This is a genomic window from Aeromonas sp. 600282 (assembly GCF_049175755.1).
Lineage (GTDB): Bacteria > Pseudomonadota > Gammaproteobacteria > Enterobacterales > Aeromonadaceae > Aeromonas > Aeromonas veronii_A.
In genome coordinates this window covers 122,754-147,971 of the sequence record NZ_JAAKVR010000012.1, presented here as the reverse complement: position 1 = coordinate 147,971, position 25,218 = coordinate 122,754, and the positions used below count along the sequence as shown (strand labels likewise).

The window sequence follows — 25,218 nt, the reverse complement described above, 5'->3', positions numbered from 1 at the left end:
TTCCGCTAGCGCGGCGGGAACTCGATATCTTCTCCTGCGCTAGCATCGTGATAGGTCGCCAGATCCAGCTCGTTTTCGCTGCGGGCGATCAGCACCGACACCAGAATATCCCCCGATACGTTGACCGTGGTGCGCGCCATGTCGAGGATCCGGTCAATGCCTGCAATCAGTGCCACCCCTTCCAGCGGCAAGCCCACCGCCGTCAGGGTCAGGGTCAGCAGCATCAACCCGGTGCCCGGGGTGCCAGCGGTACCGATACTGGCCAGGGTAGCGATGCTGATGATGGTCAGGTAATCGACCATGTGCAGATCCACACCGAATGCCTGAGCCACGAACAGCGCAGTCACTCCCTGATAGAGGGCGGTGCCATCCATGTTGATGGTGGCGCCGATGGGCAGCACCTTGGCAGTGATGGCGGGGGAGACTCCCAGCCGCTTCTCGGCACAGGCCAGACTGATGGGCAGGGTACTGCTGCTCGAGCTGCTGGTAAACGCAACCGCCTGGGCATCAACGATGCTCTTGAAGTAGTGCAAAGGATTGAGCCGTGCCAGCAGGAGCAGCAGGCCGCTGTAGACCCCGAGCACGTGCAGCAGACAGCCGAGGTAGACGGCGCCGATCACCTTGAGCAGCGGCAGCAGCAGGTCGAGGCCGTATTTGCCGGTCATCCAGGCCATCAGGGCGCAGACACCGTAAGGGGCGAGCGCCATCACCATCTGGGTCAGCTTGAACATCCCCTCGGCCAACGAGGTGAAGAAGAGGATGGCGGGGCGGCCACGGCGACCGCTGGCGTTGAGGGCGACCGCCAACGCCACTGCAAAGACGATCACTTGCAGGATCTTGCCATCCACCATCGCCTGTACCGGGTTGCTCGGCACCAGATGGCTCAGCACGCTGGCCAGGGTGGGTTGGGTTGCCACACCGAGTCGCTGATGGGGCCCCATGTCGGCACCCATGCCGGGCTCCAGCAGCCAGCCCATCATCAGGCCGATGCAGATGGCGATGGCGGTCGAGAAGAAGTAGAGACAAATCGCCTTGCTGCCGATGCGGTCGAGGGCCTTGCCCTTGAGCAGCGAGGTGAGGCCGGCGATGACCGAACAGAAAATGAGAGGCACCATCAGCATCTGGATGGTGTTGACGAACAAGACGCCAAGGGGCTTGAGCAGCAGGGCTTGCTCTTCAAAGCCGACGCCCAGAACCACCCCCGTCAGCATGCCGATCAGGGTCTTGAGCCAAAGTGGTCGGCGGGTCCAGATCTGCCAGGGCTTGAGAGCCTCTCCATGGAACAGCATGACGCCAATATCCTTATACATTGTCTGCGATGGCCAAAAAGGGGCGCCAGTGTAGCGATCCCTGACGCGGGTTGCCACATTATCGACAAAGCGGTGGCGGTGACCACTCCCCTGACCAGGTAATGCGCAATTTATTGGCCTATATCAAGATCCCTCCGGGCGGGGAGATATTTAATTGGCATTAAATATGTTCATTATTGAGGTGAGAGATGTCGCAATCGGTTCATGGTCACGAAGTGATGGAGATGATGCTGGCACAAGGGGGGCAATTTACCCGTGCCAGCCTGAAACAGGCGATGGCCGAGCGGTTCGGTGCCGAGGCCCGTTTTCATACCTGCAGCGCCAGCGAGATGGATGCGGAAGCGCTGATCGACTTTCTGGCCGCTCGCGGCAAATTCATCGACTCGGCTGAGGGTTTCCAGACCCGCGCCGACAAGATCTGCAACCACGGTTAATCCCGCTGCGAGCGCATCATGGCGCTCGCTCAATTCTTCGCCCTTTGCTATATTTCGCCCCCTCTCTTTTCCCTATTCAGGGCGTAGCCCGGGCGTTGTATGGATACTTTCTCTGCCGCAGTCATGCTGTTTCTGATCATGGACCCGCTGGGCAACCTGCCGGTCTTCCTCTCTATCCTGCGTCATATCGATCCCAAGCGGCGCCGCAAGGTGATGGTGCGCGAGCTGCTCTTCTCGCTGGCCATCATGATGCTGTTCCTGTTCGTCGGTCAGCAGATCCTCGGTTTCCTCAACCTGCGGCAGGAGGCGGTCAGCATTGCGGGGGGCATCATCCTGTTCCTGATCGCCATCAAGATGATCTTCCCGAGTGAGGGGGGCGTGACCGGGCTGGCGGCGGGCGAGGAGCCCTTCCTGGTGCCGATGGCGATCCCGATGATCGCCGGTCCCTCGATCCTCGCCTCCTTGATGCTGCTGGCCAATCAGGAGCCCAGCCGGATGGTGGACTGGTCGCTGGCGCTCTTTATGGCCTGGGCTGCCAGCGCGGTGATCCTGATGTTCTACGAGGTATTCAACAAGCTGCTGGGTGAGCGGGGACTCACTGCGGTGGAGCGGTTGATGGGTATGCTGTTGGTGATGATCTCGGTCCAGATGCTGCTGGACGGGGTACATCACTATCTGGCAGTGACCGGCCAAGGCTGAGCGGTTTACATCTTGAAGTGAATGAAACGGGGCTACGCAGAGCCCCGTTCTTTTCTTCCTGCCGAGAGGGCGTGTCGTCACTCGTGAGTGGTCGCTGCGGGTTCCAGTTTGCTCATGATGAGGGAGAGCAGCAATTCCCGCAGCCAGCGGTGGCCCGGATCCTCGCTGTGACGCTGATGCCAGATGAGCAGATGGGAGATGCTGTCCAACCCGATGGGCAGCGGCAGCTGCAACAGCGGATAGACCTGGGTAGCGTGGCGAGCGTAGAGCCTGGAGAGGGTCACTATCATGTCGGAGTGCATCCCCATCCGCAGCGCCGCCTCGAAGGAGGGCACGGTTGCCTCGATACGCCGGTAGAGATCCTGCTCTGCCAGCTTGTGATCCAGCATCCAGCGGTCCCGTCCCTCGCAGTAAGTCTGCACATGGGGATAACTGAGGTAGTGCTCCAGATTCCAGTTGGGCTCTCGCAGCGCGGGGTGGTGCTGCTGCACCAGACAGGTGAGGTCATCGACCGCCAGCACTCGCTGACAGATGCTGTCGGGCAGGGTATCGAGCCGATAATCGGAGCTGATGCAGTTCTCCCGCACCGCGAAGGCGATGTCCACCTGTCCCTGACTCATCTCGGTCAGACTGTTCTCGGTCCACTCCTCGTAACGCAAGCGGATCCTTGGTGCCTGCCGCTTCAGCTCGCTCAGGTAGAGCGGGGCAAACAGGGTAAAGGCGCTGTCCATGCTGGCGATGACGAACTCTCGCTCCGAGCTGGCGGGGTCGAACTCGGGCGGCTGGATCAGGTTATCCAGCGACAGCAGGATGGGTTGCAACTGCTGCTGCAGTGCAAGGGCACGGCCGGTGGGTTCCAGCCCGTAGGCAGATCGGATGAAGAGGGGATCATTGAAGGTATCGCGCAGACGGCCGAGGGCTTTACTGACCGCGGACTGGCTCAGATGAAGGCGGCGTGCCGCCTTGCTGCCGTTGCGCTCTTCCAGCAATACCTGCAGGATAATCAGCAAATTTAGGTCGATGCGACCCAGTTGTTCCAGCAGCATGATATGAATCCTCTTCAATTCTAAGATGAATTTATACCATTTGTTTTCATATCTTGGCGATCTTATCCTCGAATGGTCTCAGGTTCGCATGAACCACTGGTACAGGATGTAGCGGTTGAGGGGGCATGTAGCACAATCAATATGGCGACCTCAGGGTCGCCCTATTTTTTGGCTATGATTTATTTGCTCACTTGCACCTGCCTTGATTTTGCCCAACAATCCCTGCGCTCTATTTTGATACAAGTAACAGATATCTCTTTGTGAGGGAGTATCCCTATGGGACTCGGTGGAATTCATATCTGGCATATGCTGATCCTCTTGCTGGTCGTTGTGCTGGTCTTCGGCAGCAAGCGTCTTGCCAGTGCAGGTGAGGATCTGGGGACCGCCATCAAAGATTTTCGCAAGGCGATGCGTGACGACGCAAATCATCCGAAATAAGCAGTAGGAGTAGAAAATGTCTGTAGACGAGAAAGTTGAACTGAACGAAACCTGTGACAGCTGCGGCTGTTTTGCCGAGATCGGCACCATCATCGGCGAAGGCGACGATGTGATGGAGCTGGTTATTGAAGCCGCGGCCGAGGCGGATGCCCGCGCCAAGCTGGCTGCCTATGAAGCACTTGCCAAACAGGTCACCGCCGAAGCTCAAGTGAGCAGCGAACTGACCCAGGGCGCCAACGGCGTGATCCTGAAAGCCCGCCTGCAATTCACCTGCACCGCCGAAAAACTGATTTTCGAAATGCGGGCCCGCTCTATCTGAGTTGTCTGATAACGCGGCAGGTTTGCCTGCCGTGTTGACCCTTCTGCTGTGGGTCGGCGTTCTATAGTTACTCTATCCCACAGACGTTTTGCCCGGCGCGAGTCGGCCAACAGAAGGCGTAAATATCATGACGCAGCGATGGATCTCTGCCCCCAATCCCACCCTCTATCGTGATCCGTGCTGCCAACAGGCAGCAGGCGTGACCTCAGCACAGGGGCAGCCATCGTGATGCGACGCTGGATTTGGGCTCTGCTGGCCCTCTGCTGTTTTTCCCTGCTGGCGGCTGAGCTCAAGCCGGTGCGTTTGCCCCAACCCGGGGACCTCGAAAGCATTCTGCAAAAGCGCGAACTCAGGGCTCTGGTGGTCTATGAGCGCGGTTTCTATTTTCTCGATCGCGGCACCCAGTACGGCATTCTGGTCAATCAGCTGCAAGGATTCGAGCGCTGGCTGAACAACACCTATCTCGCTAAAGAGAAGGTCAAACTCAAGGTGGTCTACATCCCGGTGCGGCAGGACAAGCTGCTGGACTATCTGACCGAGGGGCGTGGGGATCTGGTGGCGGCGACCATGACGGTGACCCCGACCCGGCGTGAACAGGTGGCCTTCTCCCGGCCGCTCATCTCTTCCATCGAGGAGTGGGTGGTTAGCCAGAACAGCCTGCCCGCCTTCAGCCGCATTACCCAGCTCTCCGGCAGGCGGGTCTGGGTGCGGGCCAGCTCCAGCTACTACGAGAGCTTGCGCCAGCTCAACTGGTTGTTTCGCGAGTTGGGGCTGCCCCCCGTCTATATCGAGACGGTGCCCGAATATCTACAGGATGGCGATCTGCTGGAGATGGTGGCCGCCGGCATTATTCCCCTGACGGTGACCGACAGCTACAAGGGGCGGATCTGGCTGAGTGGCATGATCTCCGGTCTCAAGGCTCACAAGTTGATCCCCCTGCGCAGCAACGGCACCAGTGGCTGGGCGCTGCGCAAGAACAGCCCCGAGCTGCTGAAAGCGGTCAATGGCTATCTGGCGAGCGTCAGCCGCAACAGCCTCTACAGCGACATGACCCTGCGCCGCTTGCTGGTTCGCAGCGATCAGATGAGCAATATCCTGGCGCCGGATCCTATGGGGCGCCTCGCGACCATTCGCAAGGTGCTGGAGAAGTACGCCAATCAATACGATCTCGACTGGCTGATGCTGGCGGCGCTTGGCTACAAGGAGTCCGGCCTCAATCCCAAGGCGCGCTCGCCCAAGGGGGCCGTGGGCCTCATGCAGTTGCTGCCCAGTACGGGGCGGGAAGTCGGCATCAACGGCGCCAGACTCACCACGCTGGAGGGAAATGTGGAGGCCGCCTGCCGCTACATGCGGTTGATCCTCGATACCTACTTCAATGATCCCAAGCTGGATCGGCTCAACCGCCACCTGTTTGCCCTCGCCGCCTACAACGCTGGGCCGAACCGGGTGCAGGCGCTGCGAGGCAAGGCGGAGAAACTGGGACTCGATCCCAACGTCTGGTTCGGTAACGTGGATCAGCTGGTGGCCAACGAAGTCGGACAGGGGCCGATCAACTATGTCGGCACCATCTACAAGTACTACGTGGCCTATCGTTTCAGCCTGCCCCAGATCGAGGGCAAGGCTGCCGCTATCGAAGCGGCTCAGCCCTGAGCCGGTTGACCGGCAGGGTCGCCTGCACGGTCGGCAATTGCCAGCCACCGTCCCTGTGTTGCAAAAACCAGTGAGCAGGGCCGGTGGCCGGGATGAGATCTGGCTGGCTGAGCTGGCCCAGATAGCGCAACATCGGGGTATCATGCAGTTCCATCAGCAACTCCTTTTGAATATGTGAAGAGGCTCGCCAGCGTTATGACACCCGGCCATGACAGCAGGATGACACCATGATCCCCGGATCCTTTGCCCTGATCGACGATCCCCAGCTGGCGCTCAAGGTGCGTTGTCACTGGATCCGCCATGCCCGCGAGCGGATCCAGGCGCAGTACTACAGCTGGGAGGAGGACAGCAGCGGCAAGCTGCTGCTGAGCGAGCTGCTTCACGCCGCCCGGCGTGGCGTCAAGGTACAGCTGCTGGTGGATGATCTCTATGCCGGTGACAACCGCTTTCTGGAGATGGTGGCTCACTACCCCGGGATCGAAGTGCGGCTGTTCAACCCCTTCTGGCTGCGGGGCTGGCGCCCGCTGGCACTGCTGCTGGAGGGGCTGCTCAGCTTTCGCCGCATCAACCACCGGATGCACAACAAGCTGCTGCTGGTGGATGGCAAGCTGGCGCTGATCGGCGGGCGCAACATAGGCGATCGCTACTTCGGTCTGGATCCGCAAGCCCCCTTCGTGGATCTCGATCTCGCCTGTCAGGGGGGGCTGTGCCAGCAGATGGCGCAGGGGTTCGAGCAGTTCTGGCACAGCCGCTGGAGTCACCCCATCCGCCATCTGCTGCGCCGCGAGCTGCTGCCCGCCGAAATAGAGGTGGTCAACGACTTCCTGTTCACCATGACGGATCCGGCGGTGGCGACGGTCTATGATCTGCCCGCGGCGCTGTTTGACGAGAGCGATGTACCGCTGCAGTGGCACGAGGGGCGGGCAGAGGTGTGGTTCGACCGTCCCGGCAAGGGGCTCATCTCCCGTCCCACCACCGCCCGTCAGCTCTGGCGCCAGCTGGCTGACAATCCCGGCTCGCTGGGGTTGGTGACCCCTTACCTCATCCTTACTCGCGGGTTTCGGCACCGTCTGGCGCGGCTACGCCAGCAGGGGGTCGCCATCGACATTCTCACCAACTCGCTGGCCAGCACCGATGTGCCGCTGGTCTATGGCGCCTATCAGCGCTATCTCGGCTGGTTGCTGCGCCGCGGGATCCGGGTCGCCGAGTTTGATCATGGTCACGGCAGCCTGCACGCCAAGCTGATCCTGCTGGGGAAGGAGCGGGCGCTGTTTGGCAGCCTTAATCTCGATCCCCGCTCGCTGTTTCTCAATACCGAACTGATGCTGCATCTGCACTGCCTGCCGATCTGCGAGGCGCTGCGAACGTGGCTGGCTCGCTGGCAGGAGCAGGCCGGTGGATTGCCGCGCAAACCCGAGGGGTGGCCAAGGCGACTGATAGCTCGCCTGAGTGACTGGTTGCCCCTGCGCCGTTGGCTGTAAGGCAGCCATTTTTTGTGCGAGATCTCGCAAAGCCTTGTAAGCCATTGCTGATGCCCTTTGCGGGTGAATAACCATGCATGAATCTATCTTTCTGTTTTATAACAATTTAGTGGTGATGATAAGGCTGTTTTTTGTACTCTGATGTGAATGGAATTAGCATAAAAACGTTTTTTATTTTGTTTTTATGCGTAATATTTCAGTTGCAAGGACAAACACGGCGGCTTGTCTGCCGTGTGGACGAAGGTTGTAACGGGTAGCTGGCCGGTTGCATTGCTGCAATTGGCGCGCACTTAAGATGGGTCGCGAACTATCGGAAAGTGAAACAGAGACCTGGCGTGGCCGGACTCCAATATGGAACATGCTATTTGCGAGGGGGTGACATGGACATGTCACCCCACTTTTTTGGTTCTTTGGCGAGTCTCGAGCCAATGAACGTTGGCCGCCAGGGGGCTGGTAAATAGCCTGACACGATATGGACCACTCTCGACCGCATTGAATCTCGGCAGCCCAGATGAATGTAAAAAGGCCCCCTTGCATTAGCGAGGGGGCCTTTTTATCGGCCTGCGATCAGTGGGCTATCAGCCCTTGATGCGCTCGATGCGGCCGCCCAGACCCTGCAGCTTCTGCTCGATGTCTTCGTAGCCACGGTCGATGTGATAGATACGGTCGACGATGGTGGAGCCTTCGGCCACGAAGCCGGCCAGCACCAGACTGGCGGAGGCGCGCAGATCGGTCGCCATCACCTGGGCACCCTTGAGCTGCTCGGTGTCACGGCAGATCGCCACATTGCCCTGCAGTTCGATGTCTGCACCCATCCGTACCAGTTCGGGAACGTGCATGAAGCGGTTCTCGAAGATGGTCTCGGTGACCATGCCGGTGCCTTTGGCAACGGCGTTCAGCACGGTGAACTGTGCCTGCATGTCGGTCGGGAAGGCCGGGTAGGGGGCAGTCTTGATGGTGACCGGCTTGAGGGTGCGGCCAGTCATGTCGAGGGTGATCCAGTCTTCACCCTTCTCAATCAGTGCACCAGCCTCTTCCAGCTTGACCAGTACCGCTTCCAGCAGGGTCGGGTCGGTCTTGCGGCAGGTGATCTTGCCGCCGGTGACCGCCGCGCCCACCAGGAAGGTTCCGGTTTCGATGCGGTCAGGCTGCACGCTGTAGTTGCCGCCGTGCAGGCGCTCGACACCATCGATGGTCAGGGTGTCGGTACCCGCCCCCTGGATCTTGGCACCCAGGGTATTGAGGAAGTTGGCCAGATCGACCACTTCCGGCTCGCGCGCGGCGTTTTCGATCACGGTGCGGCCATCAGCCAGGGTCGCAGCCATCATCAGGTTTTCGGTACCGGTCACGGAGACCATATCCATCAGGATGTGAGCGCCTTTCAGGCGGCCATCGACACGGGCCTTGATGTAACCATCTTCGATGGTGATCTTGGCACCCATCAGCTGCAGGCCGTGGACGTGCAGGTTGACCGGACGGGCACCGATGGCGCAACCGCCGGGCAGGGAGACATCAGCGGCGCCGAAACGGGCAGCCAGCGGGCCCAGCGCCAGAATGGAGGCGCGCATGGTCTTCACCAGCTCGTAGGGGGCGACGTGGTTGTTGACCGCACCGGTCAGCACGGTGACGTTGCCGTTGACTTTGGTGGTGGCGCCCAGCATCTCCAGCAGCTTGATGGTGGTGCCCACATCTTTCAGGCGCGGCACGTTGGAGAGGTGTACCTCTTCATCACAGAGCAGGGTTGCGAACAGGATCGGCAGCGCGGCGTTTTTGGCGCCGGAGATGGTCACTTCGCCGTTGAGAGTACAACGACCATCGATTTTGAATTTGTCCATTTTTTACTTCGTTACCAAATCAGGAGGGCAATAGGAATTTACGTTCGCGTTTCCACTCGGCGTCGGTGAACGCCTTGATGGAGAGGGCGTGAATGGCGTTGCTGGCGATCTTGTCCATCAGCGGGGCATAGATGGCCTGCTGCTTCTTGACCCGGCTCATGCCGTCAAACATGTCACCGACGGCGATCACTTGGTAGTGACTACCGTCCCCTTTGACATGGACTTCGGACAATGGCAGAGCCTCAAGGAGTATCGCTTCAATTTCAGAGACTTGCATTATGCGTCCTCAGTTGTGAGCGGGGTTGACTGAAACAGCCCGGCCACCCCGTAGAGGTTGGCCAGGGTATAGAAATCACTGGAGGCGCCCACCAATTGCGGTGTGGCGCCTCGCGCTAATACGGCTTTGGCCCATTTGACCAGCAGGGCCAGCCCGGCGGAATCCAGCGTGGTCACGTCGCCGAGCTCGATCTGGTCTTCCTGCCACCAGTCAGCCCGCCGTTGCCACAGCTCAATCACCTGAGCCGCCTGCAGCTCGCCGCTCAGTCTCATGACTTGAGCACCAACGGCTTGGCATTGTGGGCGCGCAACTGGGCGATCACCGCATCGATGCCGTTCTGGCGGATCAAACCGCCCAGCTCGCTCTGTTTGGCGGAGAGCAGGCTGATCCCCTCTGCCACCATGTCGAAGGCTTTCCACTCGCCGGTCTTGTTGTTCTTGCGCAGCTTGAACTCGAGGAAGATGTCCGGCTTGCCGGCCTCTTTCACGCTGACGTTGACGGCGGTGATATTGCCGCTGGGAGCCTTGCCCGGCTCGACCTTGACGGTCTGCTTGTCAAAATGGGCCAGCGCATCGGCGTAGGAGCTCACCATGTACTCGGTGAACACCTCGACGAAGGCATTGCGCTGCGCTTCGGTGGTCTCTTTAATCTGGTTGCCAAGCACCTTGTAGGCGGCGAAGCGGTTGTCCACATAGGGCAGCAGCTCTTCGCGGATGATCACCCGCAGGTGATCCGGATTGCTTTTCACCTGGGCCTGATCGGCCTTCAGGCGGGCAAAGGTCTGCTTGGCCGCCTGATCCACCAGCGCGTTGGGGTCGGTGGCATCGACTGCGGCCTGGGCAGACAGGGAAAAGAGCATGCTGGTCATCAGACCCAGCAGCAGGGCGATTTTCTTGAACATGATTACTCCTTCTTGCTGTCTGATTTGCTGTCGGAGGATTGGCTGTAGAGGAACTTGCCAATCAGATCTTCCAGCACGATGGCGGATTTGGTGTCTTCAATCAGGTCGCCATCCTTGAGCATCTCGGTGCCCATCTCCTCATCGCTGAAGCCGGGGGCCAGACCGATGTACTGCTCGCCGAGCAGACCGGAGGTGAGGATGGAGAGGGAACTGGTATCGGCGAACTCGCCAGCGCTCTTTTGCATCATCAGGGTCACTTCGGGCACCTGGGTTTTCGGGTCCAGTACGATGTCGCTGACCCGGCCTACCACCACGCCGCCGACCTTGACCGGCGAACGGACTTTCAGGCCGCCGATATTATCGAAATGCGCGCGCAGGGTATAGGTTTCTCCTTCCGGTTTGAAGCTCAAACCGGCCACTTGCAGGGCCAGTGCCAGAATGGCACCGATGCCAGCCAGCATGAAGGTGCCGACCAGGAATTCTACTTTGCTGAACTTCATCTTTACCTTATCCAAACATGACTGCAGTGAGTATAAAATCCAGGCCGAGCACGGCGAGGGATGAGTGGACCACAGTTCGGGTCGTGGCCTGACTGATCCCGGCCGAGGTCGGCTTGGCATCATAGCCGTTAAAGAGCGCAATCCAGGTGACCACTAGGGCGAAAATCAGGCTCTTGATGGCGCCCTGCATGATGTCTTCATGCCAGTCGACGGAGGCCTGCATGGCAGACCAGAAGCCCCCTTCGTCCACGCCGAGCCAGTCCACACCGACCAGCTTGCCGCCGAAGATACCGATCAGGCTGAACATAAAGGCCAGCAGCGGCATGCTGATGACGCCAGCCCAGAAGCGGGGGGCAACCACCCGGCGCAGTGGGTCGACCGCCATCATCTCGAGGCTTGAAAGTTGCTCGGTGGCCTTCATCAGGCCGATTTCAGCGGTCAGGGCCGAACCGGCACGGCCGGCAAACAGCAGCGCAGTGACCACAGGACCCAGCTCCCGCAGCAGGGAGAGGGAGACCAGCGGCCCCAGGCTCTGCTCGGCGCCGAAATCCTTCAATACGTTGTAACCCTGCAGCGAGAGCACCATGCCGATGAACAGGCCGGAGACCAGAATGATGGCCACCGACTGTACGCCCACCACATACAACTGCTGGACAAGCAGCGGGAAGTGCTTGCGCGGCTCGGGTTTGCCCGCCAGCGCATGGAACAACATGATGGTGGCGCGACCGACGGAGCTGATAAACCGCACTCCGACCCGCCCCAGCTTGCTTATTTGACTTATCAACATCAGAGATCCTGTAGCAGATCGCCTGCCGGAAAATGAAACGGAACAGGACCATCGGGCAATCCTTTGAGGAACTGCTCGACTTCGGGATTGTGCTCCTCGCGCAGCTGATCCGGCGTACCGTGCGCCACCACCTTGCGATTGGCAATGATGTAGGCGTAATCGGCGATGCTCAGCACCTCTTTCACATCGTGGGTGACGATGACTGAGGTGATACCGAGGGCATCGTTCAGCTCCTTGATCAGCTTGACTAGCACCGCCATGGTGATGGGATCCTGCCCGACGAAGGGCTCGTCATACATGATGAGGTCGGGGTCAAGGGCGATGGCCCGTGCCAGCGCCGCTCGGCGCGCCATGCCGCCGGAGAGCTCGGAGGGCATCAGTTTCGCTGCGCCGCGCAAGCCCACCGCCTGCAGTTTCATCATGACGATGGTGTGGATCAGCTCCTCCGGCAGGCCGGAGTGCTCCCGCAGCGGGAAGGCCACGTTGTCGTAGACCGTCATGCCGGTAAACAGGGCGCCGCTCTGGAACAGCATGCTCATCCGTTTGCGCACTTCATAGAGGCGCGAACGGGAGAGGGTGGGGATATCTTCCCCGTCAAACAGAATGTGACCGGACTCCGGCTTGAGCTGGCCACCGATCAGCCGAAGCAGGGTGGTTTTACCGATGCCGCTCGGGCCCATGACGGCGGTTACCTTGCCACGAGGAATGGTCAGGTTGATCCCGTCATACAACAGCCGATCTCCGTGACTGAAGGTCAGATCGGAGATGGTGATCAGGTCATTGTTCAAACAATTGTCCATCCGGTGTAAATGAGGTGCGAATTTTATGGGGTAGTCTAGGTCTAAGCAACAGCAAGGAACAACTATTGAACAGGCTGCAAGCCCATTTGCACGACAGTTTTCTGTAACAAAGTGCGTCATTGAGAGCGGGACTTGCCATCCGATTCGCTTATCCGGGCAGACTTTTTTATAATCCCGCAGCTAATTTCGGCCCGGAGCTGTGTCTTTATGTCTGTAAAGCCTGAGAAAATGTCTGAACTGTTCGATTTTCGTCGCAGTGCCCGCGCGGTACTGGACACAGAAAAGCAAGCCATTGATGGACTATATCAGTATCTGAACGACGCCTTCGACAAGGCGTGCGAAATGGTGCTGCGCTGCGGTGGCAAGATAGTGGTCACCGGCATGGGCAAATCGGGCCATATCGGCAGCAAGATCGCCGCCACCCTCGCCAGCACCGGCACCCCGGCCTTCTTCCTTCACCCGGGGGAAGCGAGTCACGGCGATCTGGGGATGATCTCCAGTGGCGACCTTATCATCGCCATCTCCAACTCCGGTGAGAGCGACGAAATCCTGGCCCTGCTGCCGGTACTCAAGCGCCGCGGCATTCCGCTCATCTGCATGACCGGCAATCCCGCCTCCACCATGGCCAAAGAGGCCAACGTGCACCTGTGCATCAAGGTGGAGAAAGAGGCTTGCCCGCTGGGTCTGGCACCCACTTCCAGCACCACGGCAACCCTGGTGATGGGCGATGCCCTGGCGGTGGCTCTGCTGGAAGCGCGAGGTTTTACCGCCGATGACTTCGCCCTCTCTCACCCGGGCGGTTCCCTTGGTAAGCGTCTGTTGCTGCGGGTCGGCGACCTGATGCACAGCGGTGAGCTGTTGCCCCGGGTAGGGATAGATGCCACCATCAGCCAGGCGCTGCTGGAAGTGAGCCGCAAGGGGCTCGGTATGACGGCTGTGGTCGATGGCAATGGCCTGCTGGCCGGGCTCTTTACCGATGGCGACCTGCGCCGCATTCTTGACCAGCAGATCGATATCCATCACACCCCCATCAGCCGTGTGATGACGGCCAACTGTGTTACCGTAGGCCCAGAGATGATGGCTGCAGAAGCCGTCAAGCTGATGGAAACGAGAAAAATCAACGGATTACTGGTGGTGGATGGTGACAAGCGCCCGCTCGGCGCCTTCAACATGCACGACCTGCTGAAAGCCGGAGTAATTTGATGCAAAACGTACCGACCCTCTATGGTCCGGTGACGCGCAGCCAGTTTGAGAAGGCGGCGCAAATCCGCCTGCTGGTGTGCGATGTGGACGGGGTGCTCTCCAACGGCCTCATCTACATGGGAAACAACGGCGAAGAGCTGAAAACCTTCTGCACCCGCGATGGCGCGGGCATGCGAGCACTGCTCAATGCCGGGATCGAGATCGCCATCATCACCGGGCGCAACTCCCGTATCGTCAGCGATCGGATGAAAAGCCTGGGGGTGGCTCATGTGGTGCAGGGGGCTGATAAAAAGCTGCCTCACTTCGAAGCGCTGCTGGCCAAGCTGGGGCTGACTGCTGAACAGGCCGCCTATATGGGCGATGACACCATCGATCTGCCGGTGATGGCCGCCTGCGGCCTGGGTATCGCGGTGGCCGATGCCCATCCGCTGGTGCTGAGTCGTGCCGATATGGTGACCCGGCTTGGCGGTGGTGTGGGGGCGGTGCGCGAGGTGTGTGACCTCATTTTGCAGGCGCAGGGCCACGACGATTATCAGCCCGAGGCCTCGGTATGAGCAGACAGACCCTGTTGTTTGCCCTGCTGTTTCTGGTTGCGCTGGTTGCCTGGCAGCTGGGCAAGGTTGAGTTGGTGCCGGAGAGCGCTGTCAAAATCGAAAACTATCAGCCGGATTTTGTCGCCAAAGATCTGGTGACCACCCGTTTTGATATCAATGGCAAGCGCACCGAGCGGTTGGAGTCGACCTACGCCGAGTATTATCAAATCCTCGAGCAGGCCACCTTCGACAAGCCGGTGGTCTACATGTATGACGATCAGGGTGCCGCCGAGTGGAAGGTGACTGCCGAAACCGGCGTGCTCAACACCGGCGACAACGTCATCCTGCGGGATAAGGTGCATCTGGATGGTCTGCTGCCCACCTCCTTTATCTCCACACTGGATACCCCCTATCTGGAGCTGGATCTGGTGACACAGGATGTGCGCAGCAACCGGGAAGTGAACATTCTGGGTCGGGATTTCCAGACCCAAGGGGTTGGCCTCAAGGGCCATCTGGACCGCAAATATTTTGAGTTACTGGATCAAGGCCATGCCATCTATTTCAATGAAAAACGCTAATCTGGCCCTCGCAGCCCTGTTGTTGTGTGGTGCGGTGACCGCCAAAGAGTCCGACTTTGCCGAGAAGGTCTACGTCGATGCCGTCAAACAGGTGGCCGAGATGCAGGACAACCGCATCACCTTCGAAGAGGATGTGACCATCAATCAGGGCACCATCCGGATCAAGGCTGACAAGGTGGTAGTGACCCGCTCCGGCGAGAAAGGGGCGGAGGTGATGACTGCCTACGGCAAACCCGCCACCTTCTTCCAGATTCTGGATAACGGCAAGCCGGTCAATGCCCACGGCAACACTATCCGCTACGAGCTGAAGAACCGGCTGGTGACCATCACCGGCAACGGTCAGCTCAAGCAGGAAGATAGCCAGGTCAATGGCGATCTGATCCGCTACGACATCGTCAAACAGAAGATGATTGCCGAGAGCAAGAGCCCGAGCCAGCGGGTCAAAACCGTATTCCTGCCGGATCAGGTAGAGAATTTCGACAAGCCCGCCGACCAGAAGAAGCAGGGAAAATAAGCCATGGCAGTGTTAAAAGCAGTGGGCCTGCAGAAGAGCTACAAGCGCCGCATGGTGGTGAGTGACGTCAGCCTTGAAGTGGGCACCGGCCAGATTGTCGGCCTGCTCGGCCCCAACGGGGCGGGCAAGACCACCTCCTTCTATATGATCGTGGGGCTGGTGCAGCGCGATGCCGGTCTCATCACTATCGACGATCAGGACATCAGTTTGCAGCCCATGCACGTGCGGGCTCGCAACGGCATCGGTTACCTGCCGCAGGAGGCCTCCATCTTCCGTCGCCTGTCGGTGTTCGACAACCTGATGGGAGTGATGCAGACCCGCAAAGGGTTGAGCCGTGAGGAGCGTGAGGACAAGGTTCAGCAACTGCTGGAAGAGTTCAACATCACCCACATTCGCGACAACCTGGGTCAGAGCCTCTCCGGCGGTGAGCGCCGTCGGGTCGAGATCGCCCGCGCGCTGGCGGCCGAGCCGCGTTTTATTCTGCTGGATGAACCCTTTGCAGGGGTTGACCCGATTTCTGTGATAGACATCAAGAAGATCATTCAGCATCTGAAAGATAGAGGCCTTGGCGTCTTGATTACCGACCACAACGTCAGAGAGACTCTGGACGTATGTGAGAAGGCCTATATCGTCAGCCACGGCAAGATGATTGCCGAAGGTGCACCGGCTGACATCCTTGCCGATGAGCAGGTCAAGCGCGTCTATTTGGGCGATCAATTCAGTCTATAGTAAGGGGGCATGCCTTCATTTCCTTTGACGAGTGCCTCGCTGAACATAAGGATATCCCGACGTAGATGAAGCCGACATTACAGTTGCGTCTCGGTCAGTCCCTGACCATGACGCCGCAATTACAACAAGCGATTCGTCTGCTCCAGCTCTCCACTCTGGAACTTCAGCAGGAAATTCAGCAAGCGCTCGAAAACAACCCTCTGCTGGAGCAGGAAGAGAGCGAGGCGCAAGAGACCAGTCCGGAAGCGCCGGTCGATGCCAGCCAGCTGGATTCCAGCGATGCCATGGCCCAGGAGCAGATGCCGGACGAGTTGCCGGTGGATACCACCTGGGACGAGGTTTACTCTGCCGGCACCGCCCAGAGCGCGGGCCCCATCCATGATGGGGAAGATAGCGTCTATCAGGGAGAGACCACCGAAAACCTGCAGGATTATCTGCTGTGGCAGATGCGGCTCACACCGTTCAGCGATGTGGATGCCGCCATCGCGCTCGCCATCATCGATGCCATCGACGAATCCGGTTATCTGACCGTTGCGCTGGAGGATATCCAGGCTGCAGTCACCAGCGATGACGTAGAGGTGGAACTCGATGAGGTCGAGGCGGTACTCAAGCGGGTGCAGCACTTCGATCCTGTCGGCATTGCTGCCCGTTCTGTGCAGGAGTGTTTGCTGATCCAGCTGGACCAGTATGACCCGCAGACCCCCTGGCTCAACGAGGCCAAGGAGGTGATCCTCGAGCACATGGAGCTGCTCGGCAACCGGGATTACCGCACCCTCGCCCGCAAGACAAAACTCAAAGAGAGCGACCTCAAGGAGGTGCTGGATCTGATCCAGCTGCTGGAGCCACGTCCCGGCAACGGCATCATCCAGAGTGACTCTCAGTACGTGATCCCCGACGTCTCCGTGGTCAAGAAGGGCAGCAAGTGGGTGGTCGAGCTCAATCCCGACTCCGCCCCCCGCATCCGGGTCAACGAGACCTATGCCGCCATGGCCCGCAACGCCCGCAGCAGCACCGACACCCAGTTTATCCGCTCCCATTTGCAGGAAGCCAAGTGGTTCATCAAGAGCCTGGAAAGTCGCAATGACACCCTGCTGAAAGTTGCCAGTTGCATTGTCGAGCAGCAACAGGGCTTTTTCGAGTATGGTGAAGAGGCGATGAAGCCGATGGTGCTCAATGACATCGCCGAAGCGGTAGAGATGCATGAGTCGACCATCTCCCGGGTGACGACCCAGAAGTACATGCATACCCCCCGTGGTATCTTCGAATTGAAGTTTTTTTTCTCCAGCCATGTGAACACCGAAGGAGGAGGAGAGTGCTCATCGACCGCAATTCGCGCGCTCATCAAGAAGCTGGTCACGGCAGAGAATCCTGCCAAGCCGTTAAGTGATAGCAAGATCGCGGATTTGCTGGCCGAACAGGGTATTATGGTGGCGAGACGCACGATCGCTAAGTATCGCGAATCCTTGTTTATCCCACCTTCCAATCAGCGCAAACGCCTGGTTTAGGCAAACAAAAGGATGATGTTATGCAAATTAACCTGACCGGACACCATGTCGAGATCACCGAAGCTCTGCGTGATTATGTGAATAACAAATTTGCCAAACTCGAGCGTCACTTCGACCACATCAACAATGTTCATGTGGTGCTTAGCGTGGAAAAACTGAACCAGATAGCGGAAGCCAAATTGCACGTCAGCGGTGGCGAAGTGTTTGCCAACTCTGAACATGCCGATATGTATGCTGCGATAGACACCTTGCTCGACAAGCTGGACAGGCAGATCATCAAGCACAAAGATAAGTTAAATAAAAAATAACCATGCAACTTGAACACATACTGAGTCGGGACTGCACCAAGAGTGCAGTCCCTTGTACCAGCAAGAAACGCGCCCTCGAAATCATCAGCGAGCTGGCCGCCGAACGCCTTGGCACCTCCCGTCAGGCGCTGTTTGAATGCTTGCTGGCCCGTGAAAAAATGGGTAGTACCGGGATCGGTGCCGGTATTGCGATCCCCCACGGTCGCATTGACGATGAGTTCCCGCCAACCGCGATCCTGATGACCTTTGCCGACCCTATTCCTTTCGACTCCATCGACAATCAACCGGTTGACCTGCTGTTTGCCTTGCTGGTGCCGGAAAGCGAGTGCAAGCAGCATCTCAAGACCCTTTCTCTGATGGCTTCCAAGCTGGGTGACAAGGCGGTTTGCCGCCAGTTGCGTCAGGCAACCAGCGACGAAGAGCTCTATCAGATCATGACCTCGGCCTGACAGCAGGCCAAGGATGAGACACCCGTTTTGGCGTGAGGGAACAAGATGCAGTTAATCGTGGTAAGTGGACGTTCGGGCTCCGGTAAAACGGTAGCCCTGCGAGTGCTGGAAGATCTGGGTTACTACTGTGTGGATAACCTGCCGGTCAATCTGCTGCCCCAGCTGATTGTCTCGGTGGAGAGCCAGTACGACAAGCTGGCGGTCAGCATCGACGTGCGCAACCTGCCGAGCGATCCGGAGAAACTGGAAAATCTGCTGGCTCAGGTGCGCAATGAGGGGCGGGTAGAGTTCTCCAGCTTTTTCTTCGACGCCGACAACGGCACCCTGCTCAAACGCTATGGCGAGAGCCGCCGTTTGCACCCACTCTCACGCAACAAGCTGTCGCTGGATGAGGCGATTCGGGAGGAGACCCACCTGCTGGCGCCACTCTCCTCGACCGCTGACCTGCGTATCGACACCACCACCCTCAGCATTCACGACCTGAGCGAGCTCATCAAAACCCGGGTACTCGGCAAGAAAGAGAACGAGCTGGTGCTGGTGTTCGAGTCGTTCGGCTTCAAGTACGGCATTCCCAAGGATGCCGACTTCGTGTTCGATGCTCGCTTCCTGCCCAATCCTCACTGGATCCCCGAGCTCAAGCCGTTCACTGGCAAGGATGAGCCGGTCGCCAACTACCTCTCGGCGCAGGCTGACGTGATGCTGTTTACCCAGCAGGTCGAGAACATGCTGGTGACCTGGTTGCCCCATCTGGAGCGCAACAATCGCAGCTACCTCACGGTCGGCATCGGTTGCACCGGCGGTCAGCACCGCTCGGTCTTTATTGCAGAGCGGCTGGCCAGTGCATTCCGTTTGCTTGGCAAGAACGTGCAGATCCGCCACCGCACTCTCGACAAGAGTGTCCCCCAATCTTGACGGACCAATAGGACGACCCGATGACTGTTTCCGCCTCGGTTGAAGTGAAAAACAAGCTGGGTATTCATGCCAGACCAGCCATGATGCTGTTCGAGCTGGTGCAGGGTTTCGATGCCCACGTGCTGCTGCGCAATGAAGATGGTGTGGAGGCCGATGCTGACAGCATCATCGGCCTGCTGATGCTGGATTCCGCGCAAGGGCGGCAGGTGGAAGTACAGGTTGAGGGCCCCGAAGAGGTCGAGGCCCTGGCCGCCGTGGTGGAGCTGTTCACCTCCGGCTTCAATGAGGAGTAGTCACTCCTCGTTCTTCTTCTATTCCTTTCACTTGTATTCGGTCGCGCTATTGCGGCATGACATGGCTGACTATGTAGTTCCATGGAGAAATGAGAGTTAGGCGCAGCCTATCAGGCTGCAGGCTGATGCAATAGACCGTTGCCGCGTTAGCTGGCCGATGAGACATTGCTGACTCCAGCCCGGTTCTGATAGCGCACATCCTCTTCAATGGTGACCACCACTTCCAGCGGCTTGCCGGAGCGTAACACCGATATGGTCAGCTTGGTGCCGGGGCGGCTCTCGGCGATCTTGTCCAAGGCGGCTCTGGGACCGCTGATGGCTTCGCCGTTGATCTTGAGCAGCACATCCCCTCGTTGCAGACCGCCTTTGGCTGCTGGACCGTAGGGATCCAGACTCTTCACTACCAGACCACGCAGATCGCCGAGATTCATCATCCGCGCGATTATCGGGTTGATCTCGACGCTGGATATCCCAAGGTAGCCTCGAATGACCCTGCCGTTGGTGATCAGCTCATCCATGATCCGCTTCGCCAGCCGGTAGGGGATGGCAAAGCTGATGCCGTAGCTCTCCTGATTGCCGTTGAGGTGATAAGTGGCGGTGTTGATGCCCACCAGATCGCCACGGCCGTTGACCAGCGCGCCACCCGAGTTGCCCTCGTTGATGGCGGCATCGGTCTGCAGCAGATCCTGCCGGCCATTGCTGTCCGGCCCCATGCTGGAGAGACCGGTGCGGCCAGTCGCGCTGATGATGCCCTGGGTGATGGTCTGGCCGACGTTGTAGGGATTGCCGATGGCGAGTACTACATCGCCCACTTCTGGCAACCGCTCCGGATCTTGCGGGATTACCGGCAGGTTGTCTGACTCGATATAGAGCACGGCAAGGTCGGTAAGCGGGTCTGTGCCGACCAGCTCGGCACTGAAAACCCGGCCATCCTGCAGGGCTACGATGATCTGGTCGGCGTCAGCGATGACGTGGTAGTTGGTCAGCACGTAGCCGCGCTGGGTCATGATGACGCCGGAGCCCAGTCCTTGTGGACGCAGTTCTCCCTGATTGCCCTGGTTGGGAGCAAAGCTGCGGGTGTAGATGTTGACGACGGCGGGGCCGGCCCGATGAGCGGCATAGGAGAAACTCAGTTCTCGGGCATTGGTGATGAGCCCCGGGAGTTGGGCGCCACCGCGAAAATTGGGAAACAGCAGCAACAGCAGCGCCGCGACGGTCAAACCGAAACCGACAGACTTGCCCAAGTAACTGACTAAAGGGGAAATTTTCATGTCATTCTCATCCGTACAGGCTGCGCGCAGAGAATAACACTATCGATGGATAAAAATCACCCGCGGTGAAGGCCGCGGGTGATAGAGGGGTTGGCGAACAACTTGAGCGTTAGCGGATCACCAGATAGAGCGAGGAGTCGCCGCGCTGGATGTTGAGTGCCAGCACGTCAGGCTTGTTCTTGAGCGCCTTGGTCAGCTCGCCCAGGGTGTTGATGCGCAGGCGGTTGACCCCGATGATGATGTCACCCTTCTGCAGGCCGGAAGCGGCTGCCGGAGAGCGAGGATCAATATCGGCCACCGCAACACCGGAGACCGGGTCGGTAGTGGTGCTCAGCTTGGCCCCTTCCAGTGCTGGATGCAGCGCGCTGGCGCGTACTTCGCTGTCATCGGCCTGCTTCAGGGTCACCTTGGCAGTTTGTGACTTGCCATCGCGGATCAGCCCCAGTTCGACCTGCTTGCCAGCGCCCATGGTGGCGATCTTGGCGCGCAGCTCGCCGAAGGAGCGAACCGGTTTGCCATCGATGCTGACGATGATATCGCCAGCCTTGATGCCCGCTTTGTCGGCCGCCGAATCAGGCATGACCTGATTGACGAAGGCACCATCCTTCTTGTTGTAACCGAAGGTTTTGGCGATGTCGGAGGTGAGCTCGGTGCCGGTAATACCCAGCTGGCCGCGACGCACTTCACCGTACTTGACGATCTGCTCGGTCAGATCCCGCACCATGTTGGAAGGGATGGCAAAGCCGATGCCGATGTTGCCGCCGTTCGGGCCCAGAATCGCGGTGTTGATACCGATCAGCTCGCCACGCAGGTTGAGCAGGGCTCCTCCGGAGTTACCGGAGTTGATGGCCGCATCGGTCTGGATGAAGTTCTCCAGATTCTCGATGTTGAGGCCGCTGCGACCCAGCGCACTGACAATACCGGAGGTGACGGTCTGACCCAGACCAAACGGGTTGCCGATGGCCAGCGCATAGTCACCTACCCGCAGCTCGTCGGAGTCGGCGAACTTGATCTGCACCAGATCCTCGGCCTTGATTTGCAGCAGGGCAATGTCGGACTGCTTGTCTTCACCGATCTTCTTGGCCGCATATTCACGACCATCCTTCAGGTTGACCTTGATCTCGTCCGCCTCGTGCACCACGTGGGCGTTGGTGATGACGTAACCCTTCTTGGCATCGACGATGACACCGGAGCCGAGCGCCTGGAACGGCTGCTCGCTCACCTGTTCATCGGGCATGTTGGGGCCGAAGAAGAACTTGAACTGTTCCGGCAGACGCTGACGGGTAATTTTTTTGCCAGAAACCGAGATATTGACCACCGCCGGGGTGACCTGTTCGAGAACAGGCGCCAGGCTTGGCATCTCCTGATTAGAGCCTAACAGGGAAGGCAGTGCGGCCTGAGCAGGGGCCGCAGACATGGCGATACCGACGCTGAGGGCTAGCACACTGAGCATGGAAAGAGGTTTACGCATATGAAAAACAGCTCCCAGAAAAAGTTGCATTGCAATCGTCAAGGTCAGACCACAGGGCTGGCCAATTAGTTCCGCGAGGAACTAATTTGGTTGTTTGAGCAGTCCGGAAGAGGCGCCGGCATAGTCGCGAGGCGGTACGCCCGGCTCATCTGCTTCTTTGGTTGGGGCTTCTTCTACCAATGATTCACGGAACAGCGGTTCCTGTGCCTTGGCCAGGAATTTGCTCTGCTCGGCCATGTGGCGATAGAGGGTCTGATACTGCTCGGCCAGTTGCTCCATCAGCGCGGCGCTGTCGGCGAAGTGGGTATTGATTTGGCCCTGATAGCTTTCAAGCTCCTTGTGGGCCTTTTTCAGTTCCTGTTCCAGACGGCCGGCATCGCGGCTGCGTACCGAAAAACGGCCGAGAACGATACCGATAATCAAGGCCGCGACAGCCAGCAGGATCCCAGTTAACAGACTCATAGATGCTCCTTGTTACAGCTAAAACAGAGTGGGTTTATGCGGTCGTCATAACCGCCATGCCTTGATGGCACTATACCGTGCGTCCTGAGGCCGTGATACCATTTTGTCCTCGATTCAGGGACTTGGAGAGGCGCTCAAGGATGACACCGCAGCAAAAATACCAGCAGGATCTGCTGCGCCCCGGCTTTGTGGCCGACCCCGCGCAGGGGATGGCCATTAGCAGGCTGGAGCGACTGTATCAGGATTTGCTACGGCGCCCGACTCCGACCAGATCTCGAGGGTTGCTGGGTTGGCTGCAAAAGCCCAAGCCGCCGGAGCCCGTCCTCGGTATCTATATGTGGGGCGGAGTGGGCCGAGGCAAGACCTGGCTGATGGATACCTTTTTCGACAGCCTGCCGGGGACGCGCAAGATGCGCAGCCATTTCCACCGTTTCATGCACCGCATTCACGATGAATTGCAGGGGGTGAGCGGGCAGTCCGATCCCCTCAAACTGGTGGCCAGCAAGCTTGCCAGCGAGACAGACATCATCTGTTTCGACGAATTTTTTGTCTCCGACATCACCGATGCCATGTTGCTGGGCACGCTGTTTCAGGAGCTGTTTGGTCACGGCGTTGTGCTGGTCGCCACTTCAAATATTCCGCCGCAGGATCTTTATCGCAACGGGCTGCAGCGAGCCCGTTTTCTGCCAGCTATCGAGCTGATCGAGCGTCATTGCGAGGTACTTAACGTAGATGGCGGTATCGACTATCGCCTGCGTACGCTGGAACAAGCGGAGATTTATCACTGCCCGCTGGACTTGCAGGCAAAAGCCAATCTTGACCGCTATTTTCAGCAATTAACCGGTGGGCACACGGCTTGCGAGGGGACGTTCGAGGTCAATCATCGTCAGCTGACGTCGCTCGGAATGGGGGAAGGGGTGCTCTATATGGAATTTGAGCAACTTTGCTGTACTCCCCGCTCCCAGAACGACTATATCGAGCTGGCCAGACTGTTCCATACTGTTCTGCTGGCCAATGTGCAGCCAATGGGCACAGGCACGGATGACGCGGCTCGCCGCTTCATTGCCATGGTCGATGAGTTTTATGAACGGCACGTCAAGCTCATCATGTCGGCGGCGGTTCCCATGGCAGAACTCTACGGTGAAGGGCTGCTGAATTTCGAATTCCAACGCTGTCTTTCACGGCTTCAGGAAATGCAATCGCACGAATACCTTGCCAGAGTGCACCTTCCTTAGTCACAATACCGCGCCTGCCAGTCGGATGGGCATCTGCGGCAGGTAGGGCCGGGCGACATTTGCTGGTTTCATGGCAGTGAAATTAGCAGGTGATATTTAAGGCAACTTCACTTATAATCGCCCGGCCCACGTTACAGCTGTCGATAAGACAGCAACACTTTAAGCTTTACTTGTATTCGAAGGGGTACAGGTAGGCCATCGTTTGTTGTTTGTGGGAGAGCCCCCATAAACAATTGGGTCTGTAACAGGTAATTGGGTTTAACTTAATGAAAACTTTCGTTGCCAAGCCAGAAACCGTAAAACGTGACTGGTACATTGTGGACGCAGAAGGTAAAACTCTGGGTCGTATCGCAACCGAGATCGCTGCTCGTCTGCGTGGTAAGCACAAAGCTGAATACACTCCGCACGTTGACACCGGTGATTACATCATCGTTGTAAACGCTGAGAAGGTACGTGTTACCGGTAAGAAAACTACCGACAAAATGTACCACGCTCACTCCGGTTTCCCGGGTGGTATCAAGTCAATCAGCTTCGACAAGCTGATTCAGCGTAAACCGGAAATGGTAATCGAAGCTGCTGTTAAAGGCATGCTGCCGAAAGGTCCTCTGGGCCGTGCCATGTTCCGTAAACTGAAAGTTTACGCAGGCGCCGAGCACGCTCACGCTGCTCAGCAACCTCAAGTACTGGATATCTAATCGGGAACTGGCAACATGGCAGAAAATCAATACTACGGTACCGGCCGTCGCAAAAGCTCCACTGCTCGCGTATTTATCAAAGCGGGTAGCGGTAAGATCGTAATCAACCAGCGCTCCTTGGAGCAGTACTTCGGTCGTCCGACTGCCCGCATGGTAGTTCGTCAGCCGCTGGAACTGGTTGAGATGACCGAGAAACTGGATCTGTACATCACCGTTAACGGTGGTGGCATCTCCGGTCAAGCTGGTGCGATCCGCCACGGTATCACTCGTGCTCTGATGCAGTACGATGAAACCCTGCGTTCCGAACTGCGTAAAGCAGGCTTTGTTACTCGCGATGCCCGTAAGGTTGAGCGTAAGAAAGTCGGTCTGCACAAAGCTCGTAAGCGTCCGCAGTACTCCAAGCGTTAATTCGCTTTCGGTGCTCACTCTTTCGAGTGTCAAAAAAGCCTGGCAACCGCCAGGCTTTTTTTATTAGTAATATTACCGACATCAATGCTAACCACGCGTCACAAAAGACAAAAAATTGTTTCTTTATTGTTTTTATTGCTCACCGCTCTTTCTTGTCAAGTTGTTATCTTTTCTT

Annotated in this window: 32 protein-coding genes; 19 read left to right on the top strand and 13 right to left on the bottom strand. The window is 58.2% G+C overall.

What is annotated here, in order from left to right:
- Positions 1 to 5: 5 nt before the first annotated feature.
- Positions 6 to 1,289 carry a dicarboxylate/amino acid:cation symporter gene (locus tag G5137_RS13125; protein WP_219295564.1) on the bottom strand — a complete coding sequence of 428 codons (1,284 nt, stop codon included), beginning with the start codon at positions 1,287 to 1,289 and terminating at the stop codon, positions 6 to 8.
- A 209-nt stretch (positions 1,290 to 1,498) separates the two neighbouring features.
- On the opposite strand from G5137_RS13125, the gene G5137_RS13120 reads away from it, so the two are divergent.
- Entirely contained in the window at positions 1,499 to 1,744 is a 246-nt protein-coding gene (locus G5137_RS13120) for a YecH family metal-binding protein (RefSeq protein ID WP_005357633.1), read from the top strand.
- 99 nt (positions 1,745 to 1,843) lie between these two features.
- Positions 1,844 to 2,443, top strand: coding sequence for a YhgN family NAAT transporter (locus tag G5137_RS13115; protein ID WP_040069536.1), 600 nt, complete (start codon positions 1,844 to 1,846; stop codon positions 2,441 to 2,443).
- 77 nt (positions 2,444 to 2,520) lie between these two features.
- Here the strand turns inward: G5137_RS13115 and G5137_RS13110 are convergent, their stop codons facing one another.
- Positions 2,521 to 3,489 (bottom strand): LysR family transcriptional regulator, encoded by a 969-nt coding sequence (locus G5137_RS13110; RefSeq protein ID WP_005348538.1) that lies wholly within the window; start codon positions 3,487 to 3,489, stop codon positions 2,521 to 2,523.
- Between the two features lie 276 nt (positions 3,490 to 3,765).
- Between G5137_RS13110 and tatA the strand changes: the two genes are divergently transcribed.
- The 3 genes from tatA to G5137_RS13095 all read left to right on the top strand — a co-directional run bounded on the left by tatA (position 3,766) and on the right by G5137_RS13095 (position 5,896).
- Positions 3,766 to 3,927 (top strand): twin-arginine translocase TatA/TatE family subunit, encoded by a 162-nt coding sequence (gene tatA / locus G5137_RS13105; protein ID WP_005339944.1) that lies wholly within the window; start codon positions 3,766 to 3,768, stop codon positions 3,925 to 3,927.
- A 16-nt stretch (positions 3,928 to 3,943) separates the two neighbouring features.
- Positions 3,944 to 4,246, top strand: coding sequence for a YfcZ/YiiS family protein (locus G5137_RS13100; protein WP_101531245.1), 303 nt, complete (start codon positions 3,944 to 3,946; stop codon positions 4,244 to 4,246).
- Between the two features lie 228 nt (positions 4,247 to 4,474).
- The gene (locus G5137_RS13095; protein WP_227341810.1) at positions 4,475 to 5,896 is read left to right on the top strand and encodes a transglycosylase SLT domain-containing protein; all 1,422 of its coding nucleotides are present in this window, start codon (positions 4,475 to 4,477) and stop codon (positions 5,894 to 5,896) included.
- On the opposite strand, the gene G5137_RS13090 is transcribed toward G5137_RS13095, so the two are convergent.
- Entirely contained in the window at positions 5,874 to 6,050 is a 177-nt protein-coding gene (locus G5137_RS13090; protein ID WP_005339947.1) for a hypothetical protein, read from the bottom strand. The two genes, G5137_RS13095 and G5137_RS13090, sit on opposite strands and share 23 nt — an antisense overlap.
- A gap of 73 nt (positions 6,051 to 6,123) precedes the next feature.
- Here G5137_RS13090 and G5137_RS13085 point away from each other — a divergent pair, with 73 nt between their 5' ends.
- A complete protein-coding gene (locus tag G5137_RS13085; RefSeq protein ID WP_421231511.1) occupies positions 6,124 to 7,377 on the top strand; it encodes a phospholipase D-like domain-containing protein in 1,254 nt (417 codons plus the stop codon).
- Positions 7,378 to 7,955: 578 nt separating this feature from the next.
- On the opposite strand, the gene murA is transcribed toward G5137_RS13085, so the two are convergent.
- From murA to mlaF, 7 genes are read right to left on the bottom strand one after another with little or no spacing between them, the layout of a single operon-like run.
- The gene (murA, locus tag G5137_RS13080) at positions 7,956 to 9,212 is read right to left on the bottom strand and encodes a UDP-N-acetylglucosamine 1-carboxyvinyltransferase (RefSeq protein ID WP_421255507.1); all 1,257 of its coding nucleotides are present in this window, start codon (positions 9,210 to 9,212) and stop codon (positions 7,956 to 7,958) included.
- Positions 9,213 to 9,231: 19 nt separating this feature from the next.
- Positions 9,232 to 9,489, bottom strand: coding sequence for a BolA family iron metabolism protein IbaG (gene ibaG / locus G5137_RS13075; protein ID WP_005306001.1), 258 nt, complete (start codon positions 9,487 to 9,489; stop codon positions 9,232 to 9,234).
- Positions 9,489 to 9,761, bottom strand: coding sequence for an STAS domain-containing protein (locus tag G5137_RS13070; RefSeq protein ID WP_421206652.1), 273 nt, complete (start codon positions 9,759 to 9,761; stop codon positions 9,489 to 9,491). The genes ibaG and G5137_RS13070 overlap by 1 nt, the downstream gene beginning before the upstream one ends.
- Positions 9,758 to 10,390 (bottom strand): ABC transporter substrate-binding protein, encoded by a 633-nt coding sequence (locus tag G5137_RS13065; RefSeq protein ID WP_421206654.1) that lies wholly within the window; start codon positions 10,388 to 10,390, stop codon positions 9,758 to 9,760. The genes G5137_RS13070 and G5137_RS13065 overlap by 4 nt, the downstream gene beginning before the upstream one ends.
- 2 nt (positions 10,391 to 10,392) lie before the next feature.
- Complete coding sequence (gene mlaD, locus G5137_RS13060; RefSeq protein WP_005336348.1) at positions 10,393 to 10,890, bottom strand: outer membrane lipid asymmetry maintenance protein MlaD; 498 nt, start codon at positions 10,888 to 10,890, stop codon at positions 10,393 to 10,395.
- A 7-nt stretch (positions 10,891 to 10,897) separates the two neighbouring features.
- Positions 10,898 to 11,677: a lipid asymmetry maintenance ABC transporter permease subunit MlaE gene (gene mlaE, locus G5137_RS13055; protein ID WP_005336345.1), complete on the bottom strand. Its 780-nt coding sequence runs from the start codon at positions 11,675 to 11,677 to the stop codon at positions 10,898 to 10,900.
- A complete protein-coding gene (gene mlaF / locus G5137_RS13050; RefSeq protein ID WP_005336343.1) occupies positions 11,677 to 12,477 on the bottom strand; it encodes a phospholipid ABC transporter ATP-binding protein MlaF in 801 nt (266 codons plus the stop codon). Before mlaF ends, mlaE begins: the two co-directional genes overlap by 1 nt.
- Before the next feature lie 207 nt (positions 12,478 to 12,684).
- On the opposite strand from mlaF, the gene G5137_RS13045 reads away from it, so the two are divergent.
- The 10 genes from G5137_RS13045 (at position 12,685) to npr (ending at position 19,501) form a co-directional block, all read left to right on the top strand.
- On the top strand, positions 12,685 to 13,680 hold the full coding sequence (locus tag G5137_RS13045; protein WP_421255506.1) for a KpsF/GutQ family sugar-phosphate isomerase: 996 nt from the start codon (positions 12,685 to 12,687) through the stop codon (positions 13,678 to 13,680).
- Positions 13,680 to 14,234: a 3-deoxy-manno-octulosonate-8-phosphatase KdsC gene (gene kdsC, locus G5137_RS13040; protein WP_164535919.1), complete on the top strand. Its 555-nt coding sequence runs from the start codon at positions 13,680 to 13,682 to the stop codon at positions 14,232 to 14,234. The genes G5137_RS13045 and kdsC overlap by 1 nt, the downstream gene beginning before the upstream one ends.
- Positions 14,231 to 14,791 (top strand): LPS export ABC transporter periplasmic protein LptC, encoded by a 561-nt coding sequence (gene lptC, locus G5137_RS13035; RefSeq protein ID WP_005336338.1) that lies wholly within the window; start codon positions 14,231 to 14,233, stop codon positions 14,789 to 14,791. Before kdsC ends, lptC begins: the two co-directional genes overlap by 4 nt.
- Positions 14,778 to 15,305 (top strand): lipopolysaccharide transport periplasmic protein LptA, encoded by a 528-nt coding sequence (gene lptA / locus G5137_RS13030; RefSeq protein ID WP_040068817.1) that lies wholly within the window; start codon positions 14,778 to 14,780, stop codon positions 15,303 to 15,305. The genes lptC and lptA overlap by 14 nt, the downstream gene beginning before the upstream one ends.
- A gap of 3 nt (positions 15,306 to 15,308) precedes the next feature.
- Positions 15,309 to 16,034 carry an LPS export ABC transporter ATP-binding protein gene (gene lptB / locus G5137_RS13025; protein ID WP_005336333.1) on the top strand — a complete coding sequence of 242 codons (726 nt, stop codon included), beginning with the start codon at positions 15,309 to 15,311 and terminating at the stop codon, positions 16,032 to 16,034.
- Between the two features lie 65 nt (positions 16,035 to 16,099).
- Positions 16,100 to 17,539, top strand: coding sequence for an RNA polymerase factor sigma-54 (locus G5137_RS13020; protein WP_005336331.1), 1,440 nt, complete (start codon positions 16,100 to 16,102; stop codon positions 17,537 to 17,539).
- 20 nt (positions 17,540 to 17,559) lie between these two features.
- A complete protein-coding gene (hpf, locus tag G5137_RS13015) occupies positions 17,560 to 17,847 on the top strand; it encodes a ribosome hibernation promoting factor (RefSeq protein ID WP_005336323.1) in 288 nt (95 codons plus the stop codon).
- A 2-nt stretch (positions 17,848 to 17,849) separates the two neighbouring features.
- Complete coding sequence (ptsN, locus tag G5137_RS13010; RefSeq protein WP_005336322.1) at positions 17,850 to 18,296, top strand: PTS IIA-like nitrogen regulatory protein PtsN; 447 nt, start codon at positions 17,850 to 17,852, stop codon at positions 18,294 to 18,296.
- Between the two features lie 45 nt (positions 18,297 to 18,341).
- Positions 18,342 to 19,208: an RNase adapter RapZ gene (rapZ, locus tag G5137_RS13005; protein WP_421255505.1), complete on the top strand. Its 867-nt coding sequence runs from the start codon at positions 18,342 to 18,344 to the stop codon at positions 19,206 to 19,208.
- A 20-nt stretch (positions 19,209 to 19,228) separates the two neighbouring features.
- Complete coding sequence (gene npr / locus G5137_RS13000; protein ID WP_005336318.1) at positions 19,229 to 19,501, top strand: PTS phosphocarrier protein NPr; 273 nt, start codon at positions 19,229 to 19,231, stop codon at positions 19,499 to 19,501.
- Between the two features lie 146 nt (positions 19,502 to 19,647).
- Here npr and degS read toward each other — a convergent pair whose 3' ends face one another.
- The 3 genes from degS to G5137_RS12985 all read right to left on the bottom strand — a co-directional run bounded on the left by degS (position 19,648) and on the right by G5137_RS12985 (position 22,705).
- Positions 19,648 to 20,772, bottom strand: coding sequence for an outer membrane-stress sensor serine endopeptidase DegS (gene degS, locus G5137_RS12995; RefSeq protein ID WP_421206659.1), 1,125 nt, complete (start codon positions 20,770 to 20,772; stop codon positions 19,648 to 19,650).
- A gap of 109 nt (positions 20,773 to 20,881) precedes the next feature.
- Positions 20,882 to 22,243, bottom strand: coding sequence for a Do family serine endopeptidase (locus G5137_RS12990; protein WP_005336295.1), 1,362 nt, complete (start codon positions 22,241 to 22,243; stop codon positions 20,882 to 20,884).
- A gap of 81 nt (positions 22,244 to 22,324) precedes the next feature.
- The gene (locus G5137_RS12985; RefSeq protein ID WP_216952219.1) at positions 22,325 to 22,705 is read right to left on the bottom strand and encodes a YhcB family protein; all 381 of its coding nucleotides are present in this window, start codon (positions 22,703 to 22,705) and stop codon (positions 22,325 to 22,327) included.
- Positions 22,706 to 22,845: 140 nt separating this feature from the next.
- Between G5137_RS12985 and zapE the strand changes: the two genes are divergently transcribed.
- The 3 genes from zapE (at position 22,846) to rpsI (ending at position 25,043) form a co-directional block, all read left to right on the top strand.
- Complete coding sequence (gene zapE / locus G5137_RS12980) at positions 22,846 to 23,940, top strand: cell division protein ZapE (RefSeq protein ID WP_421255504.1); 1,095 nt, start codon at positions 22,846 to 22,848, stop codon at positions 23,938 to 23,940.
- Between the two features lie 266 nt (positions 23,941 to 24,206).
- Complete coding sequence (gene rplM, locus G5137_RS12975) at positions 24,207 to 24,635, top strand: 50S ribosomal protein L13 (protein WP_005341737.1); 429 nt, start codon at positions 24,207 to 24,209, stop codon at positions 24,633 to 24,635.
- Between the two features lie 15 nt (positions 24,636 to 24,650).
- Entirely contained in the window at positions 24,651 to 25,043 is a 393-nt protein-coding gene (rpsI, locus tag G5137_RS12970) for a 30S ribosomal protein S9 (protein WP_005336286.1), read from the top strand.
- Positions 25,044 to 25,218 lie beyond the last annotated feature (175 nt).

Excerpts from the sequence above, each read along its gene's own strand:
- G5137_RS13125 (WP_219295564.1), bottom strand. The coding sequence starts at position 1,289 with ATGCTGTTCCATGGAGAGGCTCTCAAGCCCTGGCAGATCTGGACCCGC.
- G5137_RS13120 (WP_005357633.1), top strand. The coding sequence starts at position 1,499 with ATGTCGCAATCGGTTCATGGTCACGAAGTGATGGAGATGATGCTGGCA.
- G5137_RS13115 (WP_040069536.1), top strand. The coding sequence starts at position 1,844 with ATGGATACTTTCTCTGCCGCAGTCATGCTGTTTCTGATCATGGACCCG.
- G5137_RS13110 (WP_005348538.1), bottom strand. The coding sequence starts at position 3,489 with ATGCTGCTGGAACAACTGGGTCGCATCGACCTAAATTTGCTGATTATC.
- tatA (WP_005339944.1), top strand. The coding sequence starts at position 3,766 with ATGGGACTCGGTGGAATTCATATCTGGCATATGCTGATCCTCTTGCTG.
- G5137_RS13100 (WP_101531245.1), top strand. The coding sequence starts at position 3,944 with ATGTCTGTAGACGAGAAAGTTGAACTGAACGAAACCTGTGACAGCTGC.
- G5137_RS13095 (WP_227341810.1), top strand. The coding sequence starts at position 4,475 with ATGCGACGCTGGATTTGGGCTCTGCTGGCCCTCTGCTGTTTTTCCCTG.
- G5137_RS13090 (WP_005339947.1), bottom strand. The coding sequence starts at position 6,050 with ATGGAACTGCATGATACCCCGATGTTGCGCTATCTGGGCCAGCTCAGC.
- G5137_RS13085 (WP_421231511.1), top strand. The coding sequence starts at position 6,124 with ATGATCCCCGGATCCTTTGCCCTGATCGACGATCCCCAGCTGGCGCTC.
- murA (WP_421255507.1), bottom strand. The coding sequence starts at position 9,212 with ATGGACAAATTCAAAATCGATGGTCGTTGTACTCTCAACGGCGAAGTG.
- ibaG (WP_005306001.1), bottom strand. The coding sequence starts at position 9,489 with ATGCAAGTCTCTGAAATTGAAGCGATACTCCTTGAGGCTCTGCCATTG.
- G5137_RS13070 (WP_421206652.1), bottom strand. The coding sequence starts at position 9,761 with ATGAGACTGAGCGGCGAGCTGCAGGCGGCTCAGGTGATTGAGCTGTGG.
- G5137_RS13065 (WP_421206654.1), bottom strand. The coding sequence starts at position 10,390 with ATGTTCAAGAAAATCGCCCTGCTGCTGGGTCTGATGACCAGCATGCTC.
- mlaD (WP_005336348.1), bottom strand. The coding sequence starts at position 10,890 with ATGAAGTTCAGCAAAGTAGAATTCCTGGTCGGCACCTTCATGCTGGCT.
- mlaE (WP_005336345.1), bottom strand. The coding sequence starts at position 11,677 with ATGTTGATAAGTCAAATAAGCAAGCTGGGGCGGGTCGGAGTGCGGTTT.
- mlaF (WP_005336343.1), bottom strand. The coding sequence starts at position 12,477 with ATGGACAATTGTTTGAACAATGACCTGATCACCATCTCCGATCTGACC.
- G5137_RS13045 (WP_421255506.1), top strand. The coding sequence starts at position 12,685 with ATGTCTGTAAAGCCTGAGAAAATGTCTGAACTGTTCGATTTTCGTCGC.
- kdsC (WP_164535919.1), top strand. The coding sequence starts at position 13,680 with ATGCAAAACGTACCGACCCTCTATGGTCCGGTGACGCGCAGCCAGTTT.
- lptC (WP_005336338.1), top strand. The coding sequence starts at position 14,231 with ATGAGCAGACAGACCCTGTTGTTTGCCCTGCTGTTTCTGGTTGCGCTG.
- lptA (WP_040068817.1), top strand. The coding sequence starts at position 14,778 with ATGAAAAACGCTAATCTGGCCCTCGCAGCCCTGTTGTTGTGTGGTGCG.
- lptB (WP_005336333.1), top strand. The coding sequence starts at position 15,309 with ATGGCAGTGTTAAAAGCAGTGGGCCTGCAGAAGAGCTACAAGCGCCGC.
- G5137_RS13020 (WP_005336331.1), top strand. The coding sequence starts at position 16,100 with ATGAAGCCGACATTACAGTTGCGTCTCGGTCAGTCCCTGACCATGACG.
- hpf (WP_005336323.1), top strand. The coding sequence starts at position 17,560 with ATGCAAATTAACCTGACCGGACACCATGTCGAGATCACCGAAGCTCTG.
- ptsN (WP_005336322.1), top strand. The coding sequence starts at position 17,850 with ATGCAACTTGAACACATACTGAGTCGGGACTGCACCAAGAGTGCAGTC.
- rapZ (WP_421255505.1), top strand. The coding sequence starts at position 18,342 with ATGCAGTTAATCGTGGTAAGTGGACGTTCGGGCTCCGGTAAAACGGTA.
- npr (WP_005336318.1), top strand. The coding sequence starts at position 19,229 with ATGACTGTTTCCGCCTCGGTTGAAGTGAAAAACAAGCTGGGTATTCAT.
- degS (WP_421206659.1), bottom strand. The coding sequence starts at position 20,772 with ATGAAAATTTCCCCTTTAGTCAGTTACTTGGGCAAGTCTGTCGGTTTC.
- G5137_RS12990 (WP_005336295.1), bottom strand. The coding sequence starts at position 22,243 with ATGCGTAAACCTCTTTCCATGCTCAGTGTGCTAGCCCTCAGCGTCGGT.
- G5137_RS12985 (WP_216952219.1), bottom strand. The coding sequence starts at position 22,705 with ATGAGTCTGTTAACTGGGATCCTGCTGGCTGTCGCGGCCTTGATTATC.
- zapE (WP_421255504.1), top strand. The coding sequence starts at position 22,846 with ATGACACCGCAGCAAAAATACCAGCAGGATCTGCTGCGCCCCGGCTTT.
- rplM (WP_005341737.1), top strand. The coding sequence starts at position 24,207 with ATGAAAACTTTCGTTGCCAAGCCAGAAACCGTAAAACGTGACTGGTAC.
- rpsI (WP_005336286.1), top strand. The coding sequence starts at position 24,651 with ATGGCAGAAAATCAATACTACGGTACCGGCCGTCGCAAAAGCTCCACT.